At 59.3% G+C, this 24,507-nt stretch carries 18 protein-coding genes, 1 pseudogene and 1 riboswitch; of the genes and pseudogenes, 12 read left to right on the forward strand and 7 right to left on the reverse strand.

Going from position 1 to position 24,507, the window contains the following annotated elements:
- Positions 1-9: 9 nt before the first annotated feature.
- Positions 10-1,296: pseudogene (locus ACIPLA_RS23585) on the reverse strand (HAMP domain-containing protein); the annotation flags it as partial.
- 274 nt (positions 1,297-1,570) lie between these two features.
- Between ACIPLA_RS23585 and ACIPLA_RS23590 the strand changes: the two are divergent.
- Positions 1,571-2,389 carry a M48 family metallopeptidase gene (locus ACIPLA_RS23590; protein WP_218399363.1) on the forward strand — a complete coding sequence of 273 codons (819 nt, stop codon included), beginning with the start codon at positions 1,571-1,573 and terminating at the stop codon, positions 2,387-2,389.
- A 149-nt stretch (positions 2,390-2,538) separates the two neighbouring features.
- On the opposite strand, the gene ACIPLA_RS23595 is transcribed toward ACIPLA_RS23590, so the two are convergent.
- From ACIPLA_RS23595 to ACIPLA_RS23605, 3 genes are all read right to left on the reverse strand, one after another.
- On the reverse strand, positions 2,539-3,123 hold the full coding sequence (locus tag ACIPLA_RS23595; RefSeq protein WP_192345615.1) for a TMEM165/GDT1 family protein: 585 nt from the start codon (positions 3,121-3,123) through the stop codon (positions 2,539-2,541).
- Between the two features lie 92 nt (positions 3,124-3,215).
- Positions 3,216-3,338, reverse strand: a riboswitch (yybP-ykoY riboswitch).
- Between the two features lie 146 nt (positions 3,339-3,484).
- Positions 3,485-4,483 carry a class I SAM-dependent methyltransferase gene (locus ACIPLA_RS23600; protein ID WP_218399364.1) on the reverse strand — a complete coding sequence of 333 codons (999 nt, stop codon included), beginning with the start codon at positions 4,481-4,483 and terminating at the stop codon, positions 3,485-3,487.
- 33 nt (positions 4,484-4,516) lie between these two features.
- Positions 4,517-5,482 (reverse strand): 2-hydroxyacid dehydrogenase, encoded by a 966-nt coding sequence (locus ACIPLA_RS23605; RefSeq protein WP_401176401.1) that lies wholly within the window; start codon positions 5,480-5,482, stop codon positions 4,517-4,519.
- A gap of 284 nt (positions 5,483-5,766) precedes the next feature.
- Between ACIPLA_RS23605 and ACIPLA_RS23610 the strand changes: the two genes are divergently transcribed.
- The 7 genes from ACIPLA_RS23610 to ACIPLA_RS23640 all read left to right on the forward strand — a co-directional run bounded on the left by ACIPLA_RS23610 (position 5,767) and on the right by ACIPLA_RS23640 (position 16,695).
- Positions 5,767-6,396, forward strand: coding sequence for a LysE family translocator (locus tag ACIPLA_RS23610; protein WP_218399366.1), 630 nt, complete (start codon positions 5,767-5,769; stop codon positions 6,394-6,396).
- Between the two features lie 296 nt (positions 6,397-6,692).
- Positions 6,693-8,375 carry a fatty acid--CoA ligase gene (locus tag ACIPLA_RS23615; RefSeq protein ID WP_218399367.1) on the forward strand — a complete coding sequence of 561 codons (1,683 nt, stop codon included), beginning with the start codon at positions 6,693-6,695 and terminating at the stop codon, positions 8,373-8,375.
- A gap of 334 nt (positions 8,376-8,709) precedes the next feature.
- Complete coding sequence (locus ACIPLA_RS23620; protein WP_008072128.1) at positions 8,710-10,599, forward strand: DUF1302 domain-containing protein; 1,890 nt, start codon at positions 8,710-8,712, stop codon at positions 10,597-10,599.
- A 28-nt stretch (positions 10,600-10,627) separates the two neighbouring features.
- Positions 10,628-11,992, forward strand: coding sequence for a DUF1329 domain-containing protein (locus ACIPLA_RS23625; protein ID WP_218399368.1), 1,365 nt, complete (start codon positions 10,628-10,630; stop codon positions 11,990-11,992).
- Positions 11,993-12,385: 393 nt separating this feature from the next.
- On the forward strand, positions 12,386-15,124 hold the full coding sequence (locus ACIPLA_RS23630) for a LuxR C-terminal-related transcriptional regulator (protein ID WP_401176407.1): 2,739 nt from the start codon (positions 12,386-12,388) through the stop codon (positions 15,122-15,124).
- An 85-nt stretch (positions 15,125-15,209) separates the two neighbouring features.
- A complete protein-coding gene (locus ACIPLA_RS23635) occupies positions 15,210-15,851 on the forward strand; it encodes an MBL fold metallo-hydrolase (protein ID WP_007905270.1) in 642 nt (213 codons plus the stop codon).
- 118 nt (positions 15,852-15,969) lie between these two features.
- On the forward strand, positions 15,970-16,695 hold the full coding sequence (locus ACIPLA_RS23640; RefSeq protein ID WP_218398914.1) for an OmpA family protein: 726 nt from the start codon (positions 15,970-15,972) through the stop codon (positions 16,693-16,695).
- A 263-nt stretch (positions 16,696-16,958) separates the two neighbouring features.
- On the opposite strand, the gene ACIPLA_RS23645 is transcribed toward ACIPLA_RS23640, so the two are convergent.
- Complete coding sequence (locus ACIPLA_RS23645; protein WP_192345494.1) at positions 16,959-17,393, reverse strand: YhcB family protein; 435 nt, start codon at positions 17,391-17,393, stop codon at positions 16,959-16,961.
- A gap of 145 nt (positions 17,394-17,538) precedes the next feature.
- On the opposite strand from ACIPLA_RS23645, the gene ACIPLA_RS23650 reads away from it, so the two are divergent.
- The 3 genes from ACIPLA_RS23650 (at position 17,539) to zapE (ending at position 20,736) form a co-directional block, all read left to right on the forward strand.
- Complete coding sequence (locus ACIPLA_RS23650) at positions 17,539-18,171, forward strand: alpha/beta hydrolase (RefSeq protein WP_218398915.1); 633 nt, start codon at positions 17,539-17,541, stop codon at positions 18,169-18,171.
- A 24-nt stretch (positions 18,172-18,195) separates the two neighbouring features.
- A complete protein-coding gene (locus tag ACIPLA_RS23655; protein ID WP_192345496.1) occupies positions 18,196-19,551 on the forward strand; it encodes a tryptophan--tRNA ligase in 1,356 nt (451 codons plus the stop codon).
- 90 nt (positions 19,552-19,641) lie between these two features.
- Entirely contained in the window at positions 19,642-20,736 is a 1,095-nt protein-coding gene (gene zapE / locus ACIPLA_RS23660) for a cell division protein ZapE (protein WP_192345497.1), read from the forward strand.
- Between the two features lie 174 nt (positions 20,737-20,910).
- Here the strand turns inward: zapE and ACIPLA_RS23665 are convergent, their stop codons facing one another.
- The gene (locus ACIPLA_RS23665) at positions 20,911-21,807 is read right to left on the reverse strand and encodes a GlxA family transcriptional regulator (RefSeq protein ID WP_218399024.1); all 897 of its coding nucleotides are present in this window, start codon (positions 21,805-21,807) and stop codon (positions 20,911-20,913) included.
- Positions 21,808-22,051: 244 nt separating this feature from the next.
- Between ACIPLA_RS23665 and ACIPLA_RS23670 the strand changes: the two genes are divergently transcribed.
- Entirely contained in the window at positions 22,052-23,188 is a 1,137-nt protein-coding gene (locus ACIPLA_RS23670) for an acyl-CoA dehydrogenase family protein (protein WP_008004989.1), read from the forward strand.
- 133 nt (positions 23,189-23,321) lie between these two features.
- On the opposite strand, the gene ACIPLA_RS23675 is transcribed toward ACIPLA_RS23670, so the two are convergent.
- Positions 23,322-24,362 (reverse strand): NADP(H)-dependent aldo-keto reductase, encoded by a 1,041-nt coding sequence (locus ACIPLA_RS23675; RefSeq protein ID WP_008072121.1) that lies wholly within the window; start codon positions 24,360-24,362, stop codon positions 23,322-23,324.
- Positions 24,363-24,507 lie beyond the last annotated feature (145 nt).

A 24,507-nucleotide genomic window follows, 5' to 3' on the forward strand; every position in this document is an offset into this window, starting at 1 on the left:
CTGCAACTTGGCGAGGAAGGTGTTGAAGCCTTTGGCGATCGAGCCCAATTCGTCGGCGCGGTCACTGGTCAGGCGACGGGTCAGGTCGCCTTCACCCTGGGCAATGTCGTCGAGCATCGCCACCATTTGCTTGAGCGGGCGAGCAATGCCATGGCCCACCAGCCAGATCACCAGCAAACCGATACTCGCGATCAACAGGCCGACCATGGCCATGCCAAAGGTGTCGGATTTGCGCTGTGCGTCCAGATCACCCTGAAGCTTTTGCAGGTCCGCCATCACCGCATTCAGTGGCAGCTGCAGCATCAAGGTCCAGCGGGCGTCGGTCTGGCCGATGCCGAAGGGCAGGTACAACTCGATCCGGCCTTGGGCTTTGTCGACGGTGTAAGTCACTTCGCCGCGCTTGAGATTGGCCATGTTGGCAATCTGCTTGCTGTCGAGAATGTCACTGACCTTTTCGCCGAATTTGCTCGGGTCTTTGGTGTAGGCGACGATCCGGCCGTTACCGCCGATCAGGGCCATTTCACCGGCGCCGCTGTACAGTTTCTGATTCGCCCCCAGGAGCATTTCCTGGATGAAGTTCACCGACAGGTCGGCGCCGACGATGCCCTGGAACGCGCCATTGAGCATGATCGGTTCAATGAAGGAGGCGAGCATGACGATCTTGTCGCCGACCTTGTAGGGCGCCGGATCGATCACGCAAGATTTTTTGGTTTCCTTGGAGCACAGGTAGTACTCGCTGGCGCGCACGCCGGTGGACAGGGTTTTCTGGTCGTCGACGTCCACCAGTTTGTCCAGGCCCAGGCTGCCGTCTTCATTGCGGAACCACCACGGCAGGAAACGGCCGTTGCTGGCATCGATGCCGACTACTGGAGTGTCGAGGTAGGCCGCATCGTTGTGGTCGAGTGCGTTTTTTTCCCAACCGATGTAGGTGCCGAGAATTTTCGGGTTGCGGGCGACGTTTTCCTTGATCAGGCTGATCAGTTGCTCACGGCTCAGGCTCAACTGTGGCTGACCATCGGCGCCCGGGGTACCGATCAATGCGTTGACGCGAACCAGCCCGCCGGCAATCAGCAGCGGTGCTTCGAGTTCGCGCTGGATCTGGCTGACCTGGGTTTGCGCCAGCGAGGTCAGGCGTTGTTCGATGACTTGTTCGAACTGCGCCTGAGTCCGTTGCTGGACCATGTCTTGGGTCCGGGCGCCGGAAAACAGCGCATACAGCACCAGGGCTGCAACGACGCTGAGCACAATGGCGCCGGCCAGGGCGGCAACGGAAAACTGGATCGACTTGAATTTCATGGGTGCTCCGCACGCAAGAGGACGTCTGCGGTGCTGTATCGGCAGGAAGCTGGAAGGTCATGAACGACGCATGACGAATTGGCTGTTTTGGAGTGCTGGATGTCGTAAATGAATCACTGCTGGCCGTGAGCGGCCGTGGCGGGCACTGTTATGTGAAATTTTTCCTACGGTGATAAGGGCTTTGTCTGAAATGTACGTGCTACACGTCCGTTGTATCTGGCGCCGATACAAATCCCCACCTAGGATACGCGGCATGTTTCCAGGGAGCTTCTTGATGAATAAGACATTGGTTTTGTGTGCACTGAGCGCAGGTCTGCTGCTCGCCGGTTGTCAGTCGGTCAACACCACTAGCGGTGGGGCCGTGGGCGTTGAGCGCAAGCAATACATGTTCAGCATGTTATCGACCTCTGAGGTCAACCAGATGTACGCCCAGTCTTATCAAAAGACCGTCGGGGAGGCGAACAGCAAGGGCGTGCTGGACAAAACCAGTAACAATGCCAAGCGCGTTCAGGCGATCTCCAATCGCCTGATTGCCCAGGCGCCGGTGTTCCGTCCGGATTCGGCCCAGTGGCAATGGGAAGTGAACCTGATCAAGAGCGACGAGCTGAATGCCTCTTGCGGGCCTGGCGGCAAGATTATTTTCTACTCCGGGCTGATCGACACCCTGCAACTCACCGACGACGAAATCGCCGCCATCATCGGCCATGAAATCGCTCACGCCTTGCGCGAGCACGGTCGTGAAGCGATGTCCAAGGCTTACGGTATCGAAATGGCCAAGCAGGGTGCTGGTGCGTTGTTCGGCCTGGGCGAGGGCGGCCTGGCTCTGGCGGACACCGTGGCGAAATATGGCATGACCTTGCCCAACAGTCGCGGCAATGAAAACGAGGCAGACTTGATCGGCCTCGAATTGGCCGCTCGCGCGGGGTACAACCCGAACGCGGCGATTACCCTGTGGAACAAAATGAGCAAAGCCTCGAATGGCGCGCCGCCAGAGTTCTTGAGCACTCACCCGGCGTCGGCCAGTCGGATTGCTGCCTTGCAGGCGGCGATTCCGAAGGTGATGCCGTTGTATGAGAAAGCATCGAAATCCTGATAGATATGTATTGATGCCGCTGACGCCTTCGCGGGCAAGCCTCGCTCCTACAGGTTTTGGGTCGTACACACATTATGTAATCGACCGAAAACCTGTAGGAGCGAGGCTTGCCCGCGAAGAACGATAACGCGGTCTAACGACCTACCGCGTCAAACCCACCCACTGCTCTGCATCGCCTTGTACACCGCAACAATTGCCAACACCAGGAATGCCGACGCCGCCAGGCGACGGATCAGGGTCAAGGGCAGTTTGTCTGCCGCAAAGTTACCTGCCAGTACCACCGGCACGTTAGCAATCAACATCCCGGCGGTTGTGCCGATGATCACCAGCCACAGGTCCGGGTATTGCGCCGCGAGCATCACGGTTGCGACTTGGGTCTTGTCGCCCATTTCCGCGAGGAAGAACGCAATCAGCGTGGTCAGGAACGGCCCGAATTTGCGGGCGGTGCTGGCTTCGTCTTCGTCCATCTTGTCCGGCACCAGCGTCCACAGGGCCGTGGCGGTAAAGCTCGCGGCGAGGATCCAGTGCAACGTCGCATTCGAGAAGAAACTGCCGAACCAGGCGCCTACCGCACCGGCTGCCGCATGGTTGGCCAGGGTCGCGGCGACGATGCCGGCGATGATCGGCCAGGGTTTGCGAAAGCGGGCAGCGAGAATGAGCGCGAGCAGTTGCGTCTTGTCGCCGATTTCGGCCAAGGCAACGATTGCGGTGGGAACGAGTAGAGAGTCCAGCATCATCAGGGTTTTCCTAAGGGGCGGGTCGACACGGCTATGACACGTACAGCCTTCCCGCCCCGGGTAAGGTGTTCGTGTCATAGGTCTTGTCAAACCCTGCGATCCGTCTGATGCGGACGCTTGGGTCGCATACGCCATGGTCTTTTGACCAAGTATGTTGACGTATGCCGGACGAGCATGGCGCTCGTGGGAGACTACTCCCCTAGGACGGAGCGGATTCTGCCTAGGCAAATCCGATTGGGCAAGCCCCAAATGGCGCTTTTCGTAGGAGCCAGGCTTGCCGGCGAAGGCTCTCTTGAGGACGCCTTCGCCGGCAAGTCGGATCGCCGCACCGCTGGCTCCTACATGTCAAATTTGCTCTTCAGCCGCGCTTGGCCCGGTAGATTCGGAAACCTTGTCCTTCAGCCTTGATTGCACACACGCCCAAATGTTCTTCGATCAGCGGTTGATACTTCAGGAAGCTGTTCGCTACCAGCCGAAGTTCGCCGCCGTTTTTCAGATGTTTAGCCGCTTTTCGCAGCAAGTTCTCGGTGGCGAAGTAATCGGTGTGTACGCCGACATGGAACGGTGGGTTGCTCAGAATCGCGCTCAAACCCATGGGGGCAGCATCGATGCCGTCACCGGTCAGCACCTCCGCGTCCAGGCCGTTGGCGGCCAGGGTCAGGCGACTGCTGGCGGCAGCAAACGCATCCACATCGAGCAGGGTGACCTGGTTGTGCGGATAACGCCGCTTGACCGCCGCCCCCAACACACCCGCGCCGCAACCGAAGTCCAGCAAGTGGCCGCTGGGCAGTTTGTCCAGATGTTCCAGCAACAGGGCGCTGCCGCGATCCAGTCGACCATGGCTGAACACGCCCGGCAGGCTGATGACTTTCAATGGGCCTTCGGCCAGTGGCAGTTCATATTCCTGGGCCAGGCTTTCCAGTGACTTGGCTTCTGGTGCATTGGCCACGGTGACTTGCCAGAGCTGGCAATGCCGTGCGCTGTCGAGCTTGCGGGGTTTGCCGAAGGGGTTCAACTGCTTGGCCGCGCCTTCGATACCACTGCGTTTTTCGCCCACCAGGTACAACTCACGGCCAGCCAAACGAGAGGCGAGGGCGTTGAGGATGTAATCGGTCAGGTCTTTGGACTTGGGCAGAAACACCACAGCGCTGTCGAACTCGCGCTCCGGCGCATTCACACCAAAATGGCTGCGCTCGGCGAAACGGGCGTCCAGCGCTGCTTGATCGCCGGCGTGCCAGCACCAACCATGGGCATCGGGCAAGCGGCCCAGCAAATCATCGGCGGGTAAACCGGCCAGCAGCACCGAACCCTGGAATAACTCGGTCTGACGAAGCAGTACTTCACTGCGCGGATCCATACTCTGCTCCTGGAAAAAAAGTGCCGCAGTTTATCAACTGACGACCCGCAGCGCTTGACCGCTGAAGTAGCCTTGGGCGTTTTCGGTCAACTGGCCAACGATTCTTTGCCGCGCCTCGCGACTGCCCCAGGCGTTGTGCGGGGTGACGATCAGCCGTGGAATATCCTGGGCCAGCAGCGGATTGCCCGCAGTGGGTGGTTCGACGCTCAACACGTCGGTGGCCGCGCCGCCCAGATGACCGTTGCGCAGGGCATCGGCCAATGCTTGCTCGTCAATCAAACCACCGCGCGCGGTGTTGACCACGAAGGCCCCGGGTTTCATCGAGGCCAGTTCACGGGCGCCGATAAAGTGGCGAGTGTGTTCGTTGAGTGGGCAGTGCAGGGTCAGGGCGTCGATTTGCGGCAGTAGTTCGTTCAGCGGCAAACGATCCGGCCGGGCAGGGCGCCCCGGAATCTGCCCCAGCAACACGCGCATGCCGAACGCCTCGGCCAACCGCGCCACGGCACTGCCCAGTTCGCCATGGCCAAGCAGGCCGAGGGTTTTGCCTTCGAGTTCGACGATCGGGTAATCCAGCAGACAGAACTGTTTCGCCTGTTGCCAGCGACCTTCGGCGACCGCCTTTTGATAGTCGGCCAGGCGCGTCGCCAGATTCAGCAACAACATGATCGTGTGCTGAGCCACAGACGGCGTGCCGTAACCCTGGCAGTTGCAAACGGTGATCCCGTGGGCGCGGGCGGCGGCGAGGTCGACGTTGTTGGTGCCGGTGGCGGTGATCAGGATCAGCTTCAATTCCGGGCTGGCCGCCATGGCCGCCGCATCGATCAGGATTTTGTTGCTGATGGCGACAGTGGCGCCCTTGAGGCGTTCGACCACCTGATCAGGCGTGGTTTGCGCGAACAGCTGCAATTCGCTGAAGCAATCACGCAACGGACTGAGATCGAGATCGCCGAGGTCCAGGGACGGATGGTCGAGGAAAACGGCGCGGCGAGAGTTCGTCATCAACTGTACCTTTTGTGCATTGAACTGAAGGCGTAATCTGCCGAGCCTACCAGATGAAACAATGGGTCATGCTGCCGAAGGCTGCGTTCGCTGTAGGAGCGAGGCTTGCCCGCGAAGCAAGCACCGCGGTGTATCTGATGCACCACGTTTTCGTTCTTCGCGGGCAAGCCTCGCTCCTACAGATTGCATTACGGTTGGCGGTGGCCACAGGTTTCACAGATGCCATAGGGTGTGACGTCCACCCAGGAAATTTCAATTGATCAGCCTGCCCAAAGGGAGTCCTCATGTACTGGACAGAGTTCTTGACCGTTGCCCTGATTCACCTGCTGGCCGTTGCCAGCCCCGGCCCGGACTTCGCCGTGGTGGTGCGTGAGAGCGTGACCCACGGGCGCCGTGCCGGAACCTGGACGGCGCTGGGCGTCGGCTCGGCGATTTTCCTGCACGTTGGTTATTCGCTGTTGGGTATCGGGCTGATCGTGTCTCAGTCGATCGTGCTGTTCAACGCCTTGAAATGGGCCGCCGCCGCGTATCTGCTGTACATCGGCTTCAAGGCCTTGCGCGCGCAACCGGCCAAACGGGTGGTTGATGATCTGCATCAGGAGGCTGGCGAACGCACCGCGCGGGGCGCTTTCACCTCGGGCTTCGTGACCAATGGCTTGAACCCGAAAGCCACGCTGTTTTTCCTGTCGCTGTTCACCGTGGTGATCAACCCGCACACACCATTGGCGGTACAGGCCGGTTACGGGATTTATCTGGCAGCGGCGACGGCAGTCTGGTTCTGCCTGGTGGCGATGCTGTTCAGCCAGCAACGCGTGCGCGCCGGTTTCGCCCGCATGGGCCACTGGTTCGACCGGACCATGGGCGCGGTGCTGATTGCCATCGGCGTGAAACTCGCCTTCACCGAGATGCATTGATCAAACACTACTCTGCCGAACTGCGCGGTCCCTTGTAGGAGCTGCCGAAGGCTGCGATCTTTTGATCTTCAGCGATATCGAAATCGCTCAGGGCCAAAAGATCGCAGCCTTCGGCAGCTCCTACGCCTGATTCAGCTGCGCATCAGATATACAAACGAATCCCTGCAAATGCTGGCGTAAAGCTAGCATTTATACGGCTGTGCAAATCATCCCTTTGGCTGATTTGGCTGGCGTTCAAGGGCTCTAGAGTGCTTAGCTTTAGAAACCAAGACCGTGCAGTCAGAAAAGGGACTCTTATGTTGCAGACTCGCGTTATCCCCCCAGCCGAGGGCGCTTACCAGTATCCGTTGTTGATTAAACGGCTGCTGATGTCCGGTGCCCGTTACGAAAAAACCCGCGAGATCATCTACCGCGATCAATTGCGCTACAGCTATCCGACCCTCATCGAGCGGGTCGCGCGGCTGGCCAATGTGCTGACGGCCGCTGGCGTGAAGGCCGGGGATACCGTGGCAGTGATGGACTGGGACAGCCATCGCTATCTGGAATGCATGTTTGCCATCCCGATGATCGGTGCGGTGATCCATACCATCAACGTACGCCTGTCGCCGGAACAGATTCTCTACACCATGAACCACGCCGAGGACCGCTTCGTGCTGGTCAACAGCGAGTTCGTCGGGTTGTACAAGGCGATTGCCGGGCACCTGACCACCGTGGAGAAAACCCTGCTGCTGACCGACCTGCCGGAAAAAACCGCCGACCTGCCGAACCTGATTGGCGAATACGAGCAATTGCTGGCTGCCGCCAGCACGCAATACGACTTTGAAGACTTCGACGAAAACTCGGTTGCCACCACGTTCTACACCACCGGCACCACGGGTAACCCCAAAGGTGTGTATTTCACCCACCGGCAACTGGTGCTGCACACCATGGGGGTGTCGACCATCATGGGTTCCATCGACAGCGTGCGCCTGCTGGGCACCAACGATGTGTACATGCCGATCACCCCGATGTTCCATGTGCACGCTTGGGGCTTGCCGTATGTAGCGACCATGCTCGGGCTCAAGCAGGTCTACCCCGGCCGTTACGATCCCGAGTATCTGGTGGAGTTGTGGCGCAAGGAGAAGGTGACCTTTTCCCACTGCGTGCCGACCATCCTGCAAATGCTCCTCAATGCCAAAGCGGCGCAGAACACCGATTTCGGCGGCTGGAAAATCGTCATCGGCGGCAGTGCGCTCAACCGTGCGCTGTATGAAGCGGCCAAAGCCAAAGGCATTCAGTTGACCGCCGCTTACGGCATGTCGGAAACCGGGCCATTGGTATCGTGCGCGCACCTCAACGATGAGCTGATGGCCGGCACCGAAGACGAACGCACTACCTACCGGATCAAGGCCGGTGTGCCGGGCCCATTGGTCGAGGCGGCGATCGTCGACACCGACGGCAACTTCCTGCCTGCCGATGGCGAGACCCAGGGCGAACTGGTGCTGCGAGCACCGTGGCTCACCGAGGGCTATTTCAACGAGCCGCAGAAAGGCGCAGAGCTCTGGGCCGGAGGCTGGTTGCACACCGGCGACGTGGCGACCCTGGACAGCATGGGTGTGATCGACATTCGCGACCGGATCAAGGACGTGATCAAGACCGGCGGCGAGTGGATCTCCTCCCTGGACCTGGAAGACCTGATCAGCCGCCACCCTGCGGTACGCGAAGTAGCAGTGGTGGGCATCGCCGATCCGCAGTGGGGCGAGCGGCCGTTTGCGCTGTTGGTTGTCAGGGAAGGGCATGAGATCGGGGCCAAGGAACTCAAGGAACACCTCAAGCCGTTCGTTGAGCAGGGGCACTTGAGCAAGTGGGCCATCCCGAGCCAGATCGCCATTGTTACTGAAATTCCCAAGACCAGTGTCGGCAAACTCGACAAGAAGCGCATCCGCGTCGACATCACCGAATGGCAGGCTAACAACAGTACCTTCCTCTCGACGCTTTAAGCGTCATCTGGCGCGCCGAAAACGGCGCGCCAGACCCACCAAGCAAGCGCTTGGCTTGTGAAATCCGAATTTTCAGCCATCCTTGCCGTGCCGACAGGTGTCGGACTGGCGAAAGGACTGTTCCAGAGTGGCCGGCAGCTGCAAATCACACTTTAGAGGGATCAAGCACTACTACCTGCTGGCTATAGTCCGCTCAAGGAATTTTTAAGAACGGAGCGCGCACAAAACGGGGCGATGCAACTTTGGCGTGACGTCGGAACCACTTGGCTTGCGGTCACCCACAACGTTTTTAAAAGTACTCAGCCATAACAATAATGCACATGGAGTAGCGTCGATGACATCAGTAAACCAGTTCTGGCGCCGGGCGAAACTGCCCCTGGCGGTCAGTCTTGCCTCTTCGCTCGCCGGGCCTGCATTCGGCGTCAGTTTCAACGTCGGTGAGATCGAGGGTCAATTCGACTCATCCCTGTCGATCGGAGCCAGTTGGTCTACTCAGAGCCCCAACAAAAACCTCATCGGCGTCAATAACGGGGGCCACGGCCTGTCCCAGACCTCTGATGACGGTCACAACAACTTCAAGAGCGGCGAAACCTTCTCGAAGATCTTCAAGGGCATCCATGACCTTGAATTGAAATACGGCGACACCGGCGTCTTCGTCCGGGGCAAATACTGGTACGACTTCGAACTCAAGGATGAAAGCCGCGAGTTCAAAGACATCAGCGACAGCAATCGCAAGGAGGGTGCCAAGTCCTCCGGCGGCCAGATCCTCGACGCCTTCGTCTACCACAATTACGCCATCGCCGATCAGCCGGGTTCCGTGCGTCTGGGCAAGCAGGTCGTGAGCTGGGGGGAAAGTACTTTCATCGGCGGCGGCATCAACTCGATCAACCCGATCGATGTGTCCGCGTTCCGTCGTCCCGGTGCCGAGGTCAAGGAAGGCCTGATCCCGGTCAACATGTTCTACGTGTCCCAGAGCCTGACCGACAATCTGTCGGCCGAAGCCTTCTATCAGCTGGAATGGGACCAGACAGTTGTCGATAACTGCGGCACCTTTTTCTCCCAGCCGGACATCATTGCCGACGGTTGCGACAATAACCTGCGCGTGCTGAACAAGCGCTCGACCATTCCGGCCATCGCATTGGGCCCATTGGCCAACGCGGGCGTCGACGTCAACGAAGAAGGTGTACTGGTGCGTCGTGGTCCTGACCGCGATGCGCGGGACAGCGGCCAGTGGGGCGCGTCCTTGAAGTACATGTTCGATCCGCTCGACACCGAGTTCGGCGCGTACTTCATGAACTACCACAGCCGGGCGCCGATCTTCAGCGCCACAGGTGCTCCGCAATCGATCTACAACGGCGTGGCAGCTTTACCGGCGGCGTTCCGTGCGCTGGGGCCGCTGGTGGTCGCCGGTAATTCCGAGTACTTCGTCGAGTACCCGGAAGACATCCGTCTCTACGGTTTGAGCTTCTCCACCACGCTGCCTACCGGTACGGCGTGGAGCGGTGAGATCAGCTACCGTCCGAACGCGCCAGTGCAGCTCAACTCCACCGACATCCTGTTTGCCGGCGTACGCCCATTGGGCGGTGCCTTGGCCAACGCTTCGCTGCTCCCCGGTGTACCGGGTCAGGATTTGCACGGCTATCGCCGCAAGGAAATCACCCAGTTCCAGACCACGCTGACGCACTTTTTCGATCAGGTCATGGGCGCCAGCCGTCTGACCCTGGTGGGCGAAGTGGGCGTGACCCATGTTGGCGGCCTGGAAAGCAGCTCCGAAATCCGTTACGGCCGTGACCCGGTCTACGGTCCTGGTGAACTGCCGGCTACCGGCGGCCTCAACACCTGCTCGGCGATCCTCAACACCAGCACCATCAACGGTGCCGGCGCGGGTACTGCAACCAACAACCGCAGCCGTAATTGCGAAGACGAGGGCTTCACCACGGCGATGTCGTGGGGTTATCGCGGTCGCGCCATCTGGGAATACAACGACGTATTCGCCGGTGTGAACCTCAAGCCGAACGTGGCCTGGTCCCACGACGTGAGCGGTTACTCGCCTGGCCCTGGCGGCAACTTCGAGGAAGGTCGTAAAGCGGTGAGCCTGGGTGTCGATGCCGAATACCAGAACACCTACACCGCGAGCCTGGCCTACACCAACTTCTTCGACGGCAAGTACACCACCGTGGATGATCGCGACTTCGTTGCGCTCAGCTTCGGCGTGAACTTCTAAGCACTGTATTTTCAGGACGAACACATTTATGAAAATAACAAAGAGTCTGTTCCACGTTGGTGTTCTGGGGCTGTCGCTGCTGGCAACCGGCGTCATGGCGGCGGTCCCGGCAGCCGAAGCGGACAAGCTGGGCAAGAGCCTGACCCCGATGGGCGCCGAGATGGCGGGTAACGCCGACGGTTCGATCCCGGCCTGGAAACCCATGCCGAAAAACGCCGGTGCCGTGGACAGCAAGGGTTTCCTGGCTGATCCGTTCGCGAGTGAAAAACCGCAGTTCACCATCACCGCGCAAAACGTTGACCAGTACAAGGACAAGCTCGCGCCGGGCCAGTACGCGATGTTCAAGCGCTACCCGGAAACCTTCAAGATGCCGGTCTACCCGTCCCATCGCGGTGCCACCGTGCCGGATGAGGTGTTGGCCTCGATCAAGAAGAACGCCACCAACACTAACCTGGTGTCCGGTGGCAACGGTCTGGAAAACTTCGAAACCGCGATCCCGTTCCCGATTCCGAAAAGTGGCGTTGAAGTCATCTGGAACCACATCACCCGTTATCGCGGCGGCAGTGTGACCCGTCTGATCACCCAGGCCACGCCGCAGCCGAATGGCTCGTTCAGCCTGGTGTACTTCGAGGACCAGTTCGTGTTCCGCGACAAGATGAAGGATTACGACCCGAAAAATCCGGGCAACATCCTGTTCTACTTCAAGCAGAAAGTGACCGCGCCGGCGCGTCTGGCCGGTGGTGTGCTGCTGGTACACGAAACCCTCGACCAGGTTAAAGAACCGCGTTCGGCGTGGGTCTACAACGCCGGGCAACGCCGTGTGCGTCGTGCGCCGCAAGTGTCCTATGACGGGCCCGGTACCGCTGCCGATGGCCTGCGTACCTCCGACAACCTGGACATGTACAACGGTGCGCCGGATCGCTATGACTGGAAGCTCGAAGGCAAGAAAGAGATGTACGTCGCCTCCAACAGCTACAAGCTCGACTCGCCGCAATTGAAGTACGCCGACATCATCAAGGCCGGCCATATCAACCAGGACCTGACTCGCTATGAGCTGCGCAGGGTCTGGCATGTGGTTGCGACCCTGAAGGAAGGTCAGCGTCACATCTACGCCAAACGTGACTTCTACATCGACGAAGACACCTGGCAGGCGGCGGTGGTCGACCACTACGACGGTCGCGGGCAACTGTGGCGTGTCGCCGAGGCTCATTCCGAGAACTACTACGACAAGCAAGTGCCGTGGTACGCCCTCGAAACCCTGTACGACCTGCAATCGGGCCGCTACCTGGCCCTGGGCATGAAGAACGAAGAGAAGTCGGCATATAACTTTGGCTTCACTGCCAGCACCGCAGACTTCACGCCGGCAGCATTGCGTCAGGAAGGCGTTCGCTAATACGGTGTAACCCGAGGCCGCATCCTCGTAAAAACGCCCCGACTGGTTCGGGGCGTTTTTTTATCGGAATTTTGTATCAGGGCGCACTTGTTAACGCGGGGGGGCTCGCGGAACAGTCGGTGACTGTGATGGCCCTTTCGCGAGCAAGCCCGCTCCCACATTGGATCTTCGGTGGACAGACAATCTGTGAGCAATGGAGATCCAGTGTGGGAGCGGGCTTGCTCGCGAAGGGAGCGACATGGTCTGTCGGAAAAACTGCACCTCAGGCTTGGCAACTTTTGTTCGTAGTCTTTTTGTAGCCATTTGTAGCAATAACCTTCAATAGCTCTTCGTTTACCGCTAGGCTGCGGACATCCGTAACGCCGCCATCAGCCTTTCAAACAAGAGCCGGCCATGACTGATCTGCCTCCATTTCCGGGCCCTGCAAGCGTAGCCGTCGCCACATTGGACGGGCGCTTTTTCCGGCCTCCGCTGCCCGACGGCCATGTGCTGCGGCCGCGTTTGTGCGAGCGTCTGAGCGCCGGCCTCGGTGGCAGGCTATTGCTGGTCAGCGCGCCAGCGGGGTTTGGCAAGAGTTCATTAGCGGTGGAGTTTTGCCAAGGGTTGCCGGGTCACTGGCAAAGCCTGTGGCTGGGGTTGAGTCCTCGGGACAGCGATCCCGGTCGTTTTCTTGAGCGCCTGCTCGAAGGTCTTCAGGAATATTTTCCGCAACTGGGCCGCCAGGCGCTGGGGCTGCTGAAAATGCGCCAACGTCATCAGCCGTTCGCCTTCGAAGAATGGCTGGACGGTTTGCTCGATGAACTGGCCGTGCACCTTTCACCCACTACGCCGCTGTTACTGGTACTCGATGACTATCATCTGGCCCAGGGCCCGGTGCTTGATCGTTGCCTGCAATTTTTTCTCAATCATTTACCCGATGGTCTGCTGGTCATGGTCACCAGTCGGCAACGTCCCGACTGGCATCTGGCACGCCTGCGACTGTCTAGGCAACTGCTCGAGTTACATGAACAGGATCTTCGACTCACCCACGATGAAACCCTGAGCCTGCTTGATCGGCACAGCATTTCATTACGTGGCGAGGCGCTGGAGAGTTTGATCCAGCGCAGCGAAGGCTGGGTGGCCGGGCTGCGTTTCTGGTTACTGGCGGCCTCCGAGGCGGGCAGCGAGGGAGCATTGCCCCAATCGCTGTACGGTGGGGAAGGGCTGATTCGCGATTACCTGCTCGAAGAAGTCATCGATTGCCTGCCCGCCGAGGTGCAGTCATTTCTGTACGAGACCGCGCCTCAAGAGCGCTTTTGCAGCGAGTTGTGCGACGCCGTGCGCGAAGCCCATGACAGTGCCGAGATCCTGCGTTTCCTGCTGGCGCATCAGGTGTTTCTGGTGCCGCTGGACGAACACGGTCACTGGTATCGCTATCACCACCTGTTTTCCGACCTGCTGCGCAGCCGGCCCACCGCCCAGGCGATGGTGCCGACGGCCAGCTTGCATCTGCGTGCCTGCCGCTGGTTCAACTCTCAAGGGTTACTCGATGAGGCGGTGGAGCAGGCGTTGCGTGCCGGGCATCTGGATGTTGCGGCGAATCTGGTGCAAAACCTCTCCGAAGAACAGCTGCTGGCCGAGCAGAACGTCGGCATGCTGTTGCGCTGGAAAATGGACCTGCCCGACAGCCTGCTGATCAGCACACCACGGCTCATCGTGCTCTACAGCTGGGCGTTGGGGCTGGCCTGCCAGCTGGACGCCGCCGAGGAGCTGGCCAGCCATTTGAGCCGCTTCTTGCCGGCGCCGTCGGCTACTGCGCAAAAATCCATGCTGGCGCAATGGCTGGCTCTGAGCGGCATCATCGCCCGGGGCCGAGGCAATCGCGAGCTGACGTTGCGCTATTGCACCGAAGCGCTGGAGAGCCTGCCGGCCAAACGCTATGGGCAACGCCTGATGTGCCTCTCTACATTGTCGAACCTGGCCATTGCCGACAGCGACCTCTGGCGTGCCCGGGGGTTGAATCGTGAGTCCCTTGAACTGGCACAACGAGTCGGTAATCCATTGTTCGAGGCGCTGGCCCATTACGACCGCGCCCGTGTGCTGCAGGCGCGTGGGGAGATTCTTCGCTCACTGGATGAAGTCCGCCAGGGGCTGCAACGCCTGCAAGGCTTATCCCCGCAACGGCTGTACGCAGTGCGCGCGCGGCTGATTTTATACGAGGGATTTTTGCTGGCTCTGCGCTTGCAACCCCAGGCTGCGCGGGCACGTTTGCAAGCAGGGTTGGGCGAAGCCCGGGCCTGTCGCGACATCAGCGTGCTGATCGGCCATTGCGTGATCGCACGGCTGGATGGCCACAACGGCCAATTCGCAAAAGCCTTCGCCGAACTCGCCGAGGCCGAGCGCCTGATGCACATCTGGGACGTCCCGCCGATTTACTACCTGGCGATGATCACTCTGGTCAAATGCGAACTCTGGCTGGCCCAGGGCCGCACCGACCTCGCCGAAGCCTGGCTCACGCGATTGGGTCAGACTTACAACGGCGAGCATCCGGCGGCCCCCCCGGAGTTCCATCCGCAACTGCCGCTGCACATTGAACTGCAACAGGCGGTGCTGGACATGATGAAGGGCCAGCCCATGCTCGCCGAAGGGCGATTGAATGCGTTGCATGAACACGGTCAGCACAGCGGCCGGCAGATGCTCAGCGTGATGGCGCTCAGTCAGAAAATCATGCTGTTGCTGGCGGGCGGGCGCGAATCCGAGGCGCGCAAGGCGCTGGCCCAGGCTTTGGAAGCGGCCGCCGGAGGCGTCCTGCAACCGTTTGATCCATTGCTGGCCGAGCACTCGGACTGGCTGCGCGGGCAACTCCAACTCTGTGCACCGACGGCCGTTTCGCTAAGTCTCTCGGAAAAACTTCCAGCCATGGCCTCTCGGCCGGTGGTGGAATCATCGCCAGCTGCCGAACAGCTCAGTACGCGTGAACTGGCCGTTCTGCGACTGATCGCCCAAGGGTGTTCGAACCAGGAAATCAGCGATCAGTTGTTTATTTCGCTGCACACGGTGAAAACCCATGCCAGTCATATCAACAGTAAGTTGGGGGTAGAACGCAGGACCCAGGCGGTGGCAAGGGCGAAGGAGTTGGGGGTGTTGGGGTAACGCACTTTTACGATGCACATGGGGTAAATGGATCAAGGCAATTCTGTGCCAAAATTAGCCAATCCTGATTCCCGAGCGTGCCCCGATGTCCCAGCAACCCACCCTCATCCGCGAAACCTTCCCCGTCGGCCCCCTCCAATGCAACTGCACAATCATCGGCGACCCGATCACCAAAAAAGCCATCGTCGTCGACCCGGGCGGCAATCACGAACTGATCCTCGCGCGCCTTGACGCGTTGGGCCTGAAGGTGGTCAGCATCATTCATACCCACGCGCACCTGGATCACTTCCTTGCTTCCGGGCAGCTCAAGGAGAAAACCGGCGCGACTTTGCACCTGCATAAAGAAGATCAATTCCTCTGGGACAACCTGGAGATGCAGTGCCAGATGTTCGGTGTGCCTTATACCCCCGTGCCATCGCCAGATCGCTGGTTGGCCGACGATGAGGAGCTGGCTTGCGGGTGTGGCGTGGCGTTGCACACGCCGGGTCATACGCCAGGTTCCATGAGCTTTTGGTTTTCAGAGGCTAAGCTGCTGATAGCCGGTGATACGCTTTTCAAGCGAGGGGTAGGGCGCACGGATTTATGGGGAGGCGATCAGGCGACTCTCGTGCGTTCGATCAAGCAACGGTTGTATACCCTCGACGAAGAGGCGACGGTGGTGACCGGTCATGGTCCGGACACGTGTCTGGGCGATGAAATGCGCGGTAACCCCTTTGTACGAGCCTGAAGATGCAGTTGTGAAAGGCACGACGGAATTTTTGGCGTTGGCCATGATCCAACGCCCGCAAAGGTTCATTGCTTAAGTCCGCTGCACCACAGAATGCAAAAAAAAGTAGGAGCTCTCCATGTTCACCTCGCGTCGTTTGATTATTGTCGCTACTGCCGTGGCTTTGTTGTCCGGTTGCGCATCGCAGAACCCTTATGACAGCCAGGGTCAGGCTGATGGCGGCTCTACGGGCATGAGCAAAACCGCCAAATACGGTGGCCTCGGTGCCTTGGCCGGTGCGCTGGCCGGTGCTGCCATCAGTCACGATAACCGTGGCAAGGGCGCGCTGATTGGCGCCGCCGTGGTGGGGGCTTCTGCCGCCGGTTACGGTTACTACGCCGACCAGCAGGAGAAAAAATTGCGGGCCAGCATGGCCAACACTGGGGTTGAAGTGCAGCGTCAAGGCGATCAGATCAAGCTGATCATGCCGGGCAACATCACATTCGCCACCGATTCGGCGAACATCGCGTCGGGCTTCTACCAGCCGCTGAACAACCTGGCGGGCTCGCTCAAGGAGTTCAACCAGAACCAGATCGAGATCGTCGGCTACACCGACAGCACTGGCAGCCGTCAGCACAACATGGACTTGTCCCAGCGTCGTGCCCAGAGTGTGGCGACTTACCTGACCTCCCAGGGTGTCAGCGGTGCCAACCTGACAGCACGCGGTGCCGGGCCGGATAACCCGATTGCCAGCAATGGTGATGTGAATGGCCGGGCTCAGAACCGTCGCGTCGAGGTCAACCTGAAGCCGATTCCTGGTCAGGAGTATCAGCAGCAGGGTCAACCTGTTCAGCAATATCAGTAACAGCCTGACTGAATCCCAGGCTTACAAAAAAAACGCTCGATCCTCTACAGATCGGGCGGTTTTTTGTTTTTGTCAGTTAGGGCCTCTTCGCGAGCAAGCCCGCTCCCACATTCGACCGAGTTCTCTCAGGGGTATGCGGTCAAAATGTGGGAGCGGGCTTGCTCGCGAAGAGGCCCGGACAGGCAACGCAAAATAGCAACAGAAACAAAAAAGCCCTCGAACAATCGCTTGTCCGAGGGCTTTTTGTGTCGCGCGAAACCTGATTACTTCTTCAGGCCGTAATGCTCATCGAGCATGCCCGGCGCGTTCGGGGCTTTGGGGGCGTAGTCGCGAGGCGGTTCCTGATCGCGCGGTGGCGTCAGGCGTTCCCGTGGAGACTGCACCGCGTCGGCGTGCAAGGCAGCCAGCAAGCGTTGGCGAGTCTGCTCGTCCAGGGCCAGACGGTTGGCGCCCTCGGCGAGATGATCCTGCACTTCCTGATAGCTCGCAGTCAGTTTCTTGACCAGGTTTGCAGTGCTGTTGAAGTGGGTGACCACTTCGTTCTGATAACTGTCAAAACGTTCCTGAATGTCATCCAGCTGACGTTGCGTGCTGCTAGGCGCGGCATTTGGCACCAGGCGAGCGATCAGGAATCCAATGGCGACACCCACAACCAGGGCAAGAGTCGGCAACAACCAAACTAAGAGCGAGTGTTCCACGAGTCCTTCCTCTATAAACGGCTTTGCTTTACGTTAACGGCTCAAACCTGCGCTGTATACCGCGATTCACTCGCAATAGAATTGGCACAGACAATTGGCTAGACGAGTCGACCCGATTCGAGGTCACGGAGTTCCTTCCTTGCTTATGCGCGAAACCCCTGTAGTGATTGATGGCCCGGTCGGCCAACTGGAAGCCCTGTATTTAGATAGCGAGCAGCAGCCACGTGGCCTGGCGCTGATCTGCCACCCGAACCCGGTGCAGGGCGGCACCATGCTCAACAAAGTCGTCTCGACCTTGCAACGCACCGCGCGCGACGCCGGTTTGATTACCTTGCGGTTCAATTACCGTGGCGTCGGTGCCAGTGAAGGCATGCACGACATGGGCACTGGCGAAGTCGACGATGCCCAGGCGGCGGCCGAGTGGCTGCGGGCCAGGCATCCTGAAATACCTTTGACTCTGTTCGGTTTTTCCTTTGGCGGATTTGTTGCAGCAAGTCTCGGCGGACGCCTGGAAGCCAAGGGCGAGCAGCTCAAGCACTTGTTCATGGTGGCGCCCGCCGTCATGCGCTTGGGCGATCAGGATCAACTGCCGCAACAAGGTACATTGACTCTGATCCAGCCGGAAACCGACGAAGTCATCGATCCGCAGCTCGTTTACGACTGGTCCGACGCACTCGAGCGCCCCCATGAGCTGCTGAAAGTGGCAGAATGCGGACACTTTTTTCATGGCAAGCTGACCGATCTCAAGGATCTGATCCTGCCGCGTCTTTCGAATTGATTGCAGTCTGACAAGCGATTACCCATGACGACTCGTACCCGTATCCTCACCGGCATCACCACCACCGGCACGCCGCACCTGGGCAACTACGCTGGCGCTATCCGTCCGGCGATCATCGCCAGCCGTGACAGCAATGCCGATTCGTTCTACTTCCTGGCCGACTACCACGCCCTGATCAAATGCGATGACCCGCTGCGCATCCAGCGCTCGCGTCTGGAAATCGCCGCGACCTGGCTGGCCGGCGGCCTGGACGTGGACCGCGTGACGTTCTATCGCCAGTCCGACATCCCGGAAATCCCAGAACTGACCTGGCTGCTGACCTGCGTGGCCGCCAAGGGCCTGCTCAATCGCGCGCATGCCTACAAGGCCTCGGTGGACAAGAACGTCGAAACCGGCGAAGACCCGGATGCCGGCATCACCATGGGCTTGTACAGTTACCCGGTGTTGATGGCTGCGGACATTCTGATGTTCAACGCCCACAAGGTGCCGGTCGGTCGTGACCAGATCCAGCACGTGGAAATGGCCCGGGACATCGGCCAGCGCTTCAATCACTTGTTCGGCCAGGGCAAAGAGTTCTTCACCATGCCTGAAGCGCTGATCGAGGAAAGCGTCGCCACCTTGCCGGGCCTCGACGGTCGCAAGATGTCGAAGAGCTACGACAACACCATTCCGTTGTTCAGCAGCGCCAAAGAGATGAAAGACGCGATTTCGCGGATTGTCACCGACTCCCGTGCCCCGGGCGAAGCCAAGGATCCGGACAATTCGCACCTGTTCACCTTGTTCCAGGCTTTCGCTACGCCGGCACAATCCGACGAATTCCGCAGCGAATTGCTCCAGGGCCTGGGTTGGGGCGAGGCGAAGAATCGTCTGTTCCAACTGCTCGACAGCGAATTGGGCGAATCCCGCGAGCGTTATCACCAGCTGATCGAACGCCCGGCGGATCTGGAAGACATGTTGCAGCTCGGCGCCAAAAAGGCCCGCTCGGTTGCGACGCCGTTCCTCCACGAACTGCGTGAAGCGGTCGGCCTGCGTTCTTTCGTCGCTCAGACCCAAGTCGCAGCGACCACCAAGAAGAAAGCCGCGAAAGCCGCGCGCTTCGTCAGCTTCCGTGAAGATGACGGCAGTTTCCGCTTCCGTCTGCTGGCGGCCGATGGCGAGCAACTGTTGCTGTCGCGCAATTTCGCCGACGGTAAAACCGCAGGGCAAGTGACCAAGCAACTGCAATCCGGTCAAGCCTTGGACGTGCGCAGTGAAGACCTGAGCTTCAGCGTCTGGCTGGAAGGCGAGTGCGTTGCCGACAGCCCGGCCTTCGCCGACAGCGCTGCTCGCGACGCTGCCATCGGTGCTTTGCGCGTTGCCCTGACACCGGTTCAGGAATAATCAACGGCTCGGTCCGACCAAGGGCCGATTGCCATTCCCACGGGCCGTCGCTACAGTGACGGCCCGTTTTTGTTGCCTTGCTAACGAATTATGACGCCCCTAGAACGATATCAAGCTGATCTGAAACGCCCGGAATTCTTCCATGACGCCGCGCAGGAAACTGCCGTGCGCCATTTGCAGCGCCTGTACGACGATCTGGTCGCGGCCTCGCAGAACAAGCCAGGCCTGCTCGGCAAACTGTTTGGCAAGAAAGACCAGGTGCCGGTCAAGGGCCTGTACTTCTGGGGCGGCGTTGGTCGCGGCAAGACTTACCTGGTCGACACTTTCTTCGAAGCGCTGCCGTTCAAGGAAAAGACCCGCACTCACTTCCACCGCTTCATGAAGCGTGTGCATGAAGAGATGAAGACCCTGGGCGGCGAGAAGAACCCGCTGACCATCATCGCCAAGCGTTTCTCCGACGAGTCGCGAGTGATCTGTTTCGATGAGTTTTTCGTCTCCGATATCACCGACGCAATGATCCTTGGCACGTTGATGGAAGAGTTGTTCAAGAACGGCGTGACCCTGGTCGCGACCTCGAACATCGTGCCCGACGGCCTGTACAAGGACGGCCTGCAGCGTGCGCGTTTCCTGCCGGCCATTGCGCTGATCAAGCAGAACACCGAGATCGTCAACGTCGACAGTGGCGTCGATTACCGTCTGCGTCACCTCGAGCAAGCGGAACTGTTCCACTTTCCACTGGATGACGCTGCCCAGGAAAGCCTGCGCAAGAGCTTCCGGGCCTTGACGCCGGAATGCACGGCAGCCATCGAGAACGATGTACTGGTGATCGAGAACCGTGAAATCCGTGCCGTGCGCACCTGCGATGACGTGGCCTGGTTCGACTTCCGCGAACTCTGTGACGGCCCACGCAGCCAGAACGATTACATCGAACTGGGGAAAATCTTCCACGCCGTGTTGCTCAGCGATGTCGAGCAGATGAGCGTCACCACCGACGACATCGCGCGACGCTTCATCAACATGGTCGACGAGTTCTACGACCGTAACGTGAAGCTGATCATTTCTGCCGAAGTCGAGCTCAAAGACCTCTACACCGGCGGTCGCCTGAACTTCGAATTCCAGCGCACGCTTAGCCGTCTGCTGGAAATGCAGTCACACGAATTCCTGTCCCGGGCGCATAAGCCGTAGGATGGTTCGGAAAATAAAAAAGGGCCTGCAATGCAGGCCCTTTTTTGTGCGCACCGAAGAACCCATGTGGGAGCGGGCTTGCTCGCGAAAGCGGTCTGACATTCAACATTGATGTCGACTGAACCACCGCCTTCGCGAGCAAGCCCGCTCCCACATTGGATTTGTGTTCAGTCCTTAAGCCGCTTGCTGAAACTGCTGCCGATACTGGTTCGGCGACAACTCTGTGTGTTGGCGGAACAGTCGCGCAAAGAAACTCGCGTCATCGTAACCGACCTCATAACTGATGGTCTTGATGCTCTTGCGGCTGCCGGACAACAAACCCTTGGCCGTCTCGATGCGCAGTCGCTGCAGGTAATGCAGCGGTTTGTCGCCGGTAGCGGTCTGGAAACGACGCATGAAGTTGCGGATGCTCATGCCGTGTTCGCGGGCCACGTCTTCGAAGCGAAACTTGTCGGCGAAGTGTTCTTCGAGCCAATGCTGGATCTGCAGGATGATCACGTCCTGGTGCAGCTTCTGCCCGCCGAAACCGATCCGCCCCGGCGCATAGCTGCGCTGCACTTCGTAAAGAATGTCACGGGCCACGGCCTGGGCCACGTTGGCGCCGCAAAAACGCTCGATCAAATAAATGTAGAGATCGCAGGCCGAGGTGGTGCCGCCGGCGCAATACAGGTTGTCGGCGTCGGTCAGGTGTTTGTCCTGATTGAGCTGGACCTGGGGGAAGCGCTCGGCAAACGCATTGAAGAAGCGCCAGTAGGTTGTCGCTTCCTTGCCATCGAGCAACCCGGCCTCGGCCAGCCAAAACACGCCGGTAGCTTCGCCACACAACACGGCGCCGCGTGCATGCTGCTGACGCAGCCATGGCAGGACCTGTGGATAACGTTTGCAGAGCGTGTCGAAATCGTCCCAGAACGCGGGAAGGATGATGATGTCGGCATTTTCCAGGCCGCCGTCCACCGGCATGATCACGTCGCTGAAGCTGTTCACCGGTTTGCCGTCGGGGCTGACCAGCCGGGTTTCGAACGCCGGTGTCAGGCCGTGGCCCAGTTGTTTGCCATAGCGCAGGCTGGCCAGATGGAAGAAATCCTTGGCTTGCATGAGGGTGGAAGCGAAAACCCGGTCGATAGCCAGGATGCTGACGCGCCGCAAGGGCGTGGAGACTTGGTTAGACATAATTCAACTTTATTCTTATAGGGGAAAGTGGTCACCAGACGGCTGGATCGTCTTATTTTTTGTCGGATGTGTCCAGTGTCCTGTATCGGAAGCGAGGCTTAGTCTCTAAAGGTCAATTCCGGCTAACAATAACCATAGGTGCCGCATGATCCCCAGAACCTTGTTCAGTTCCGAGCACGAACTTTTTCGCGACAGCGTGCGAACGTTCCTCGAAAAAGAGGCCGTGCCGTTCCATGGGCAATGGGAAAAACAAGGCTATATAGACCGCCAACTCTGGAACAAGGCAGGGGAGGCGGGGATGCTTTGTTCGCATCTGCCGGAAGAATACGGCGGGCTGGGGGCAGACTTTCTCTACAGCGCGGTGGTGATCGAGGAGGTCGGCCGCCTGGGGCTGACCGGCATCGGTTTTTCACTTCATTCGGACATTGTTGCGCCTTACATACTGCATTACGGCAGTGAAGCGCTGAAACACAAATACCTGCCCAAACTGGTGTCTGGCGAGATGGTCACCGCGATTGCCATGACCGAGCCGGGTGCCGGTTCCGACCTGCAAGGGGTGAAAACCACCGCTGTGCTGGATGGCGACGAATACGTGATCAACGGTTCGAAGACCTTCATCACCAATGGCTTTCTGGCGGATTTGGTGATCGTCGTGGCCAAGACCGATCCAAAGGCAGGAGCGAAGGGCACCAGTCTGTTTCTGGTCGAGGCCAACACGCCAGGCTTCGCCAAGGGCAAGCGTCTGGAAAAGGTCGGCATGAAGGCTCAGGACACCTCGGAGCTATTCTTCCAGGACGTTCGGGTACCGAAGGAAAACCTGCTGGGCCAGGCCGGGATGGGCTTCGCTTACTTGATGCAGGAACTGCCGCAGGAGCGTCTGACGGTCGCGGTAGGTGGCTTGGCGTCAGCTGAAGCGGCGTTGCAATGGACGCTGGATTACACCCGTGAGCGCAAGGCTTTCGGCAAGGCCATCGCCGACTTCCAGAACACTCGCTTCAAACTCGCTGAAATGGCGACCGAAATCCAGATCGGCCGGGTTTTTGTCGATCGCTGCCTGGAACTGCATCTGCAAGGCAAACTCGACGTGCCGACGGCGGCGATGGCCAAGTACTGGGGCACTGACCTGCAATGCAAGGTGCTCGATGAGTGCGTACAGTTGCATGGTGGTTACGGGTTCATGTGGGAATACCCGATCGCCCGGGCGTGGGCGGATGCGCGGGTGCAGCGGATCTATGCCGGGACCAATGAGATCATGAAGGAGATTATTGCGCGGTCGCTTTGATGGTGTGGTGAATTCGAGATCGCCTTCGCGCAAGCCCGCTCCCACATGGGGTCTGTGTCGATGCACAAATATGTGCATCAACACTGATCAACTGTGGGAGCGGGCTTGCTCGCGAAGGCTTTTCACCTGGCTATCAAGGTGCAGGATTCGGATGGTCCTGGTGAATCGCCTCGATCCCCGCCAACACTTCGTCGGAAAGTTTCAGCTCGAAGCTGGCAATGTTGCTGTCCAGTTGCTCAAGCGTGGTGGCACCAATGATGTTGCTGGTGACGAACGGTTGCTGTGTGACGAAGGCCAGTGCCATTTGTGCCGGATCCAGACCGTGTTCACGAGCCAATGCCACATAACGGCTGCACGCTGCCTCTGACTGAGGATTGAAGTAGCGGCTGAAGCGGCTGTAGAGGCTCAGGCGACCTTTGGGCGGACGCGCGCCACCTTCGTACTTGCCCGACAGGAAACCGAACGCCAGCGGCGAGTAGGCGAGCAGGCCGCACTGTTCGCGGATGGCGATTTCCGCCAGGCCGACTTCGAAGCTGCGATTGAGCAGGTTGTAGGGGTTCTGGATCGATACGGCGCGCGGCCAGCCACGGGCTTCGGCGAGGGCGAGGAAACGCATGGTGCCCCACGGCGTTTCGTTGGACAGGCCGATGTGGCGGATCTTGCCGGCCTTGACCTGTTCGTCCAGTGCTTCGAGGGTGTCTTCCAGCGGGGTGAGGTTGACTTCGCTCGTGTGCTTGTAGCCCAGTTGTCCGAAGAAATTGGTACTGCGTTCAGGCCAGTGCAGCTGATAGAGATCGATGTAGTCGGTCTGCAAGCGCTTGAGGCTTGCATCCACGGCCTGGACGATGTTCTCGCGGTTGTGCTTGAGGTTTTTGTCGCGGATGTAGTCGATGGTGTTGCCGGGGCCGGCGATCTTGCTCGCCAGGATCCAGTCGGCGCGATCGCCGCGACTTTTGAAGTAGTTGCCGATGTAGCGCTCGGTGGTGGCGTAGGTTTCGGCCTTGGGTGGCACCGGGTACATTTCGGCGGTGTCGATGAAATTGATGCCCGCGCTCTTGGCTCGTTCGATCTGTGCGAAGGCTTCAGCCTCGCTGTTTTGCTCGCCCCAGGTCATGGTGCCGAGGCAGATTGCACTCACGTTCAGATTGGTTCGGCCTAGCTGGCGATAGTCCATCGGGTGCTCCTTGGGCAAAACAATCATAAAAGCAGGTTGAAATATTTTTCGCAATCTGCATAATTGCGCACCTCTTTCTGCAGTGGAAGTATCCACCAGGTGCAACGACTTGCCACGGGTTTCCCGGGTCAGGCCGACGGCCACG

Source organism: Pseudomonas sp. NPDC086112, assembly GCF_044746425.1.
Classification (GTDB): Bacteria; Pseudomonadota; Gammaproteobacteria; order Pseudomonadales; family Pseudomonadaceae; genus Aquipseudomonas.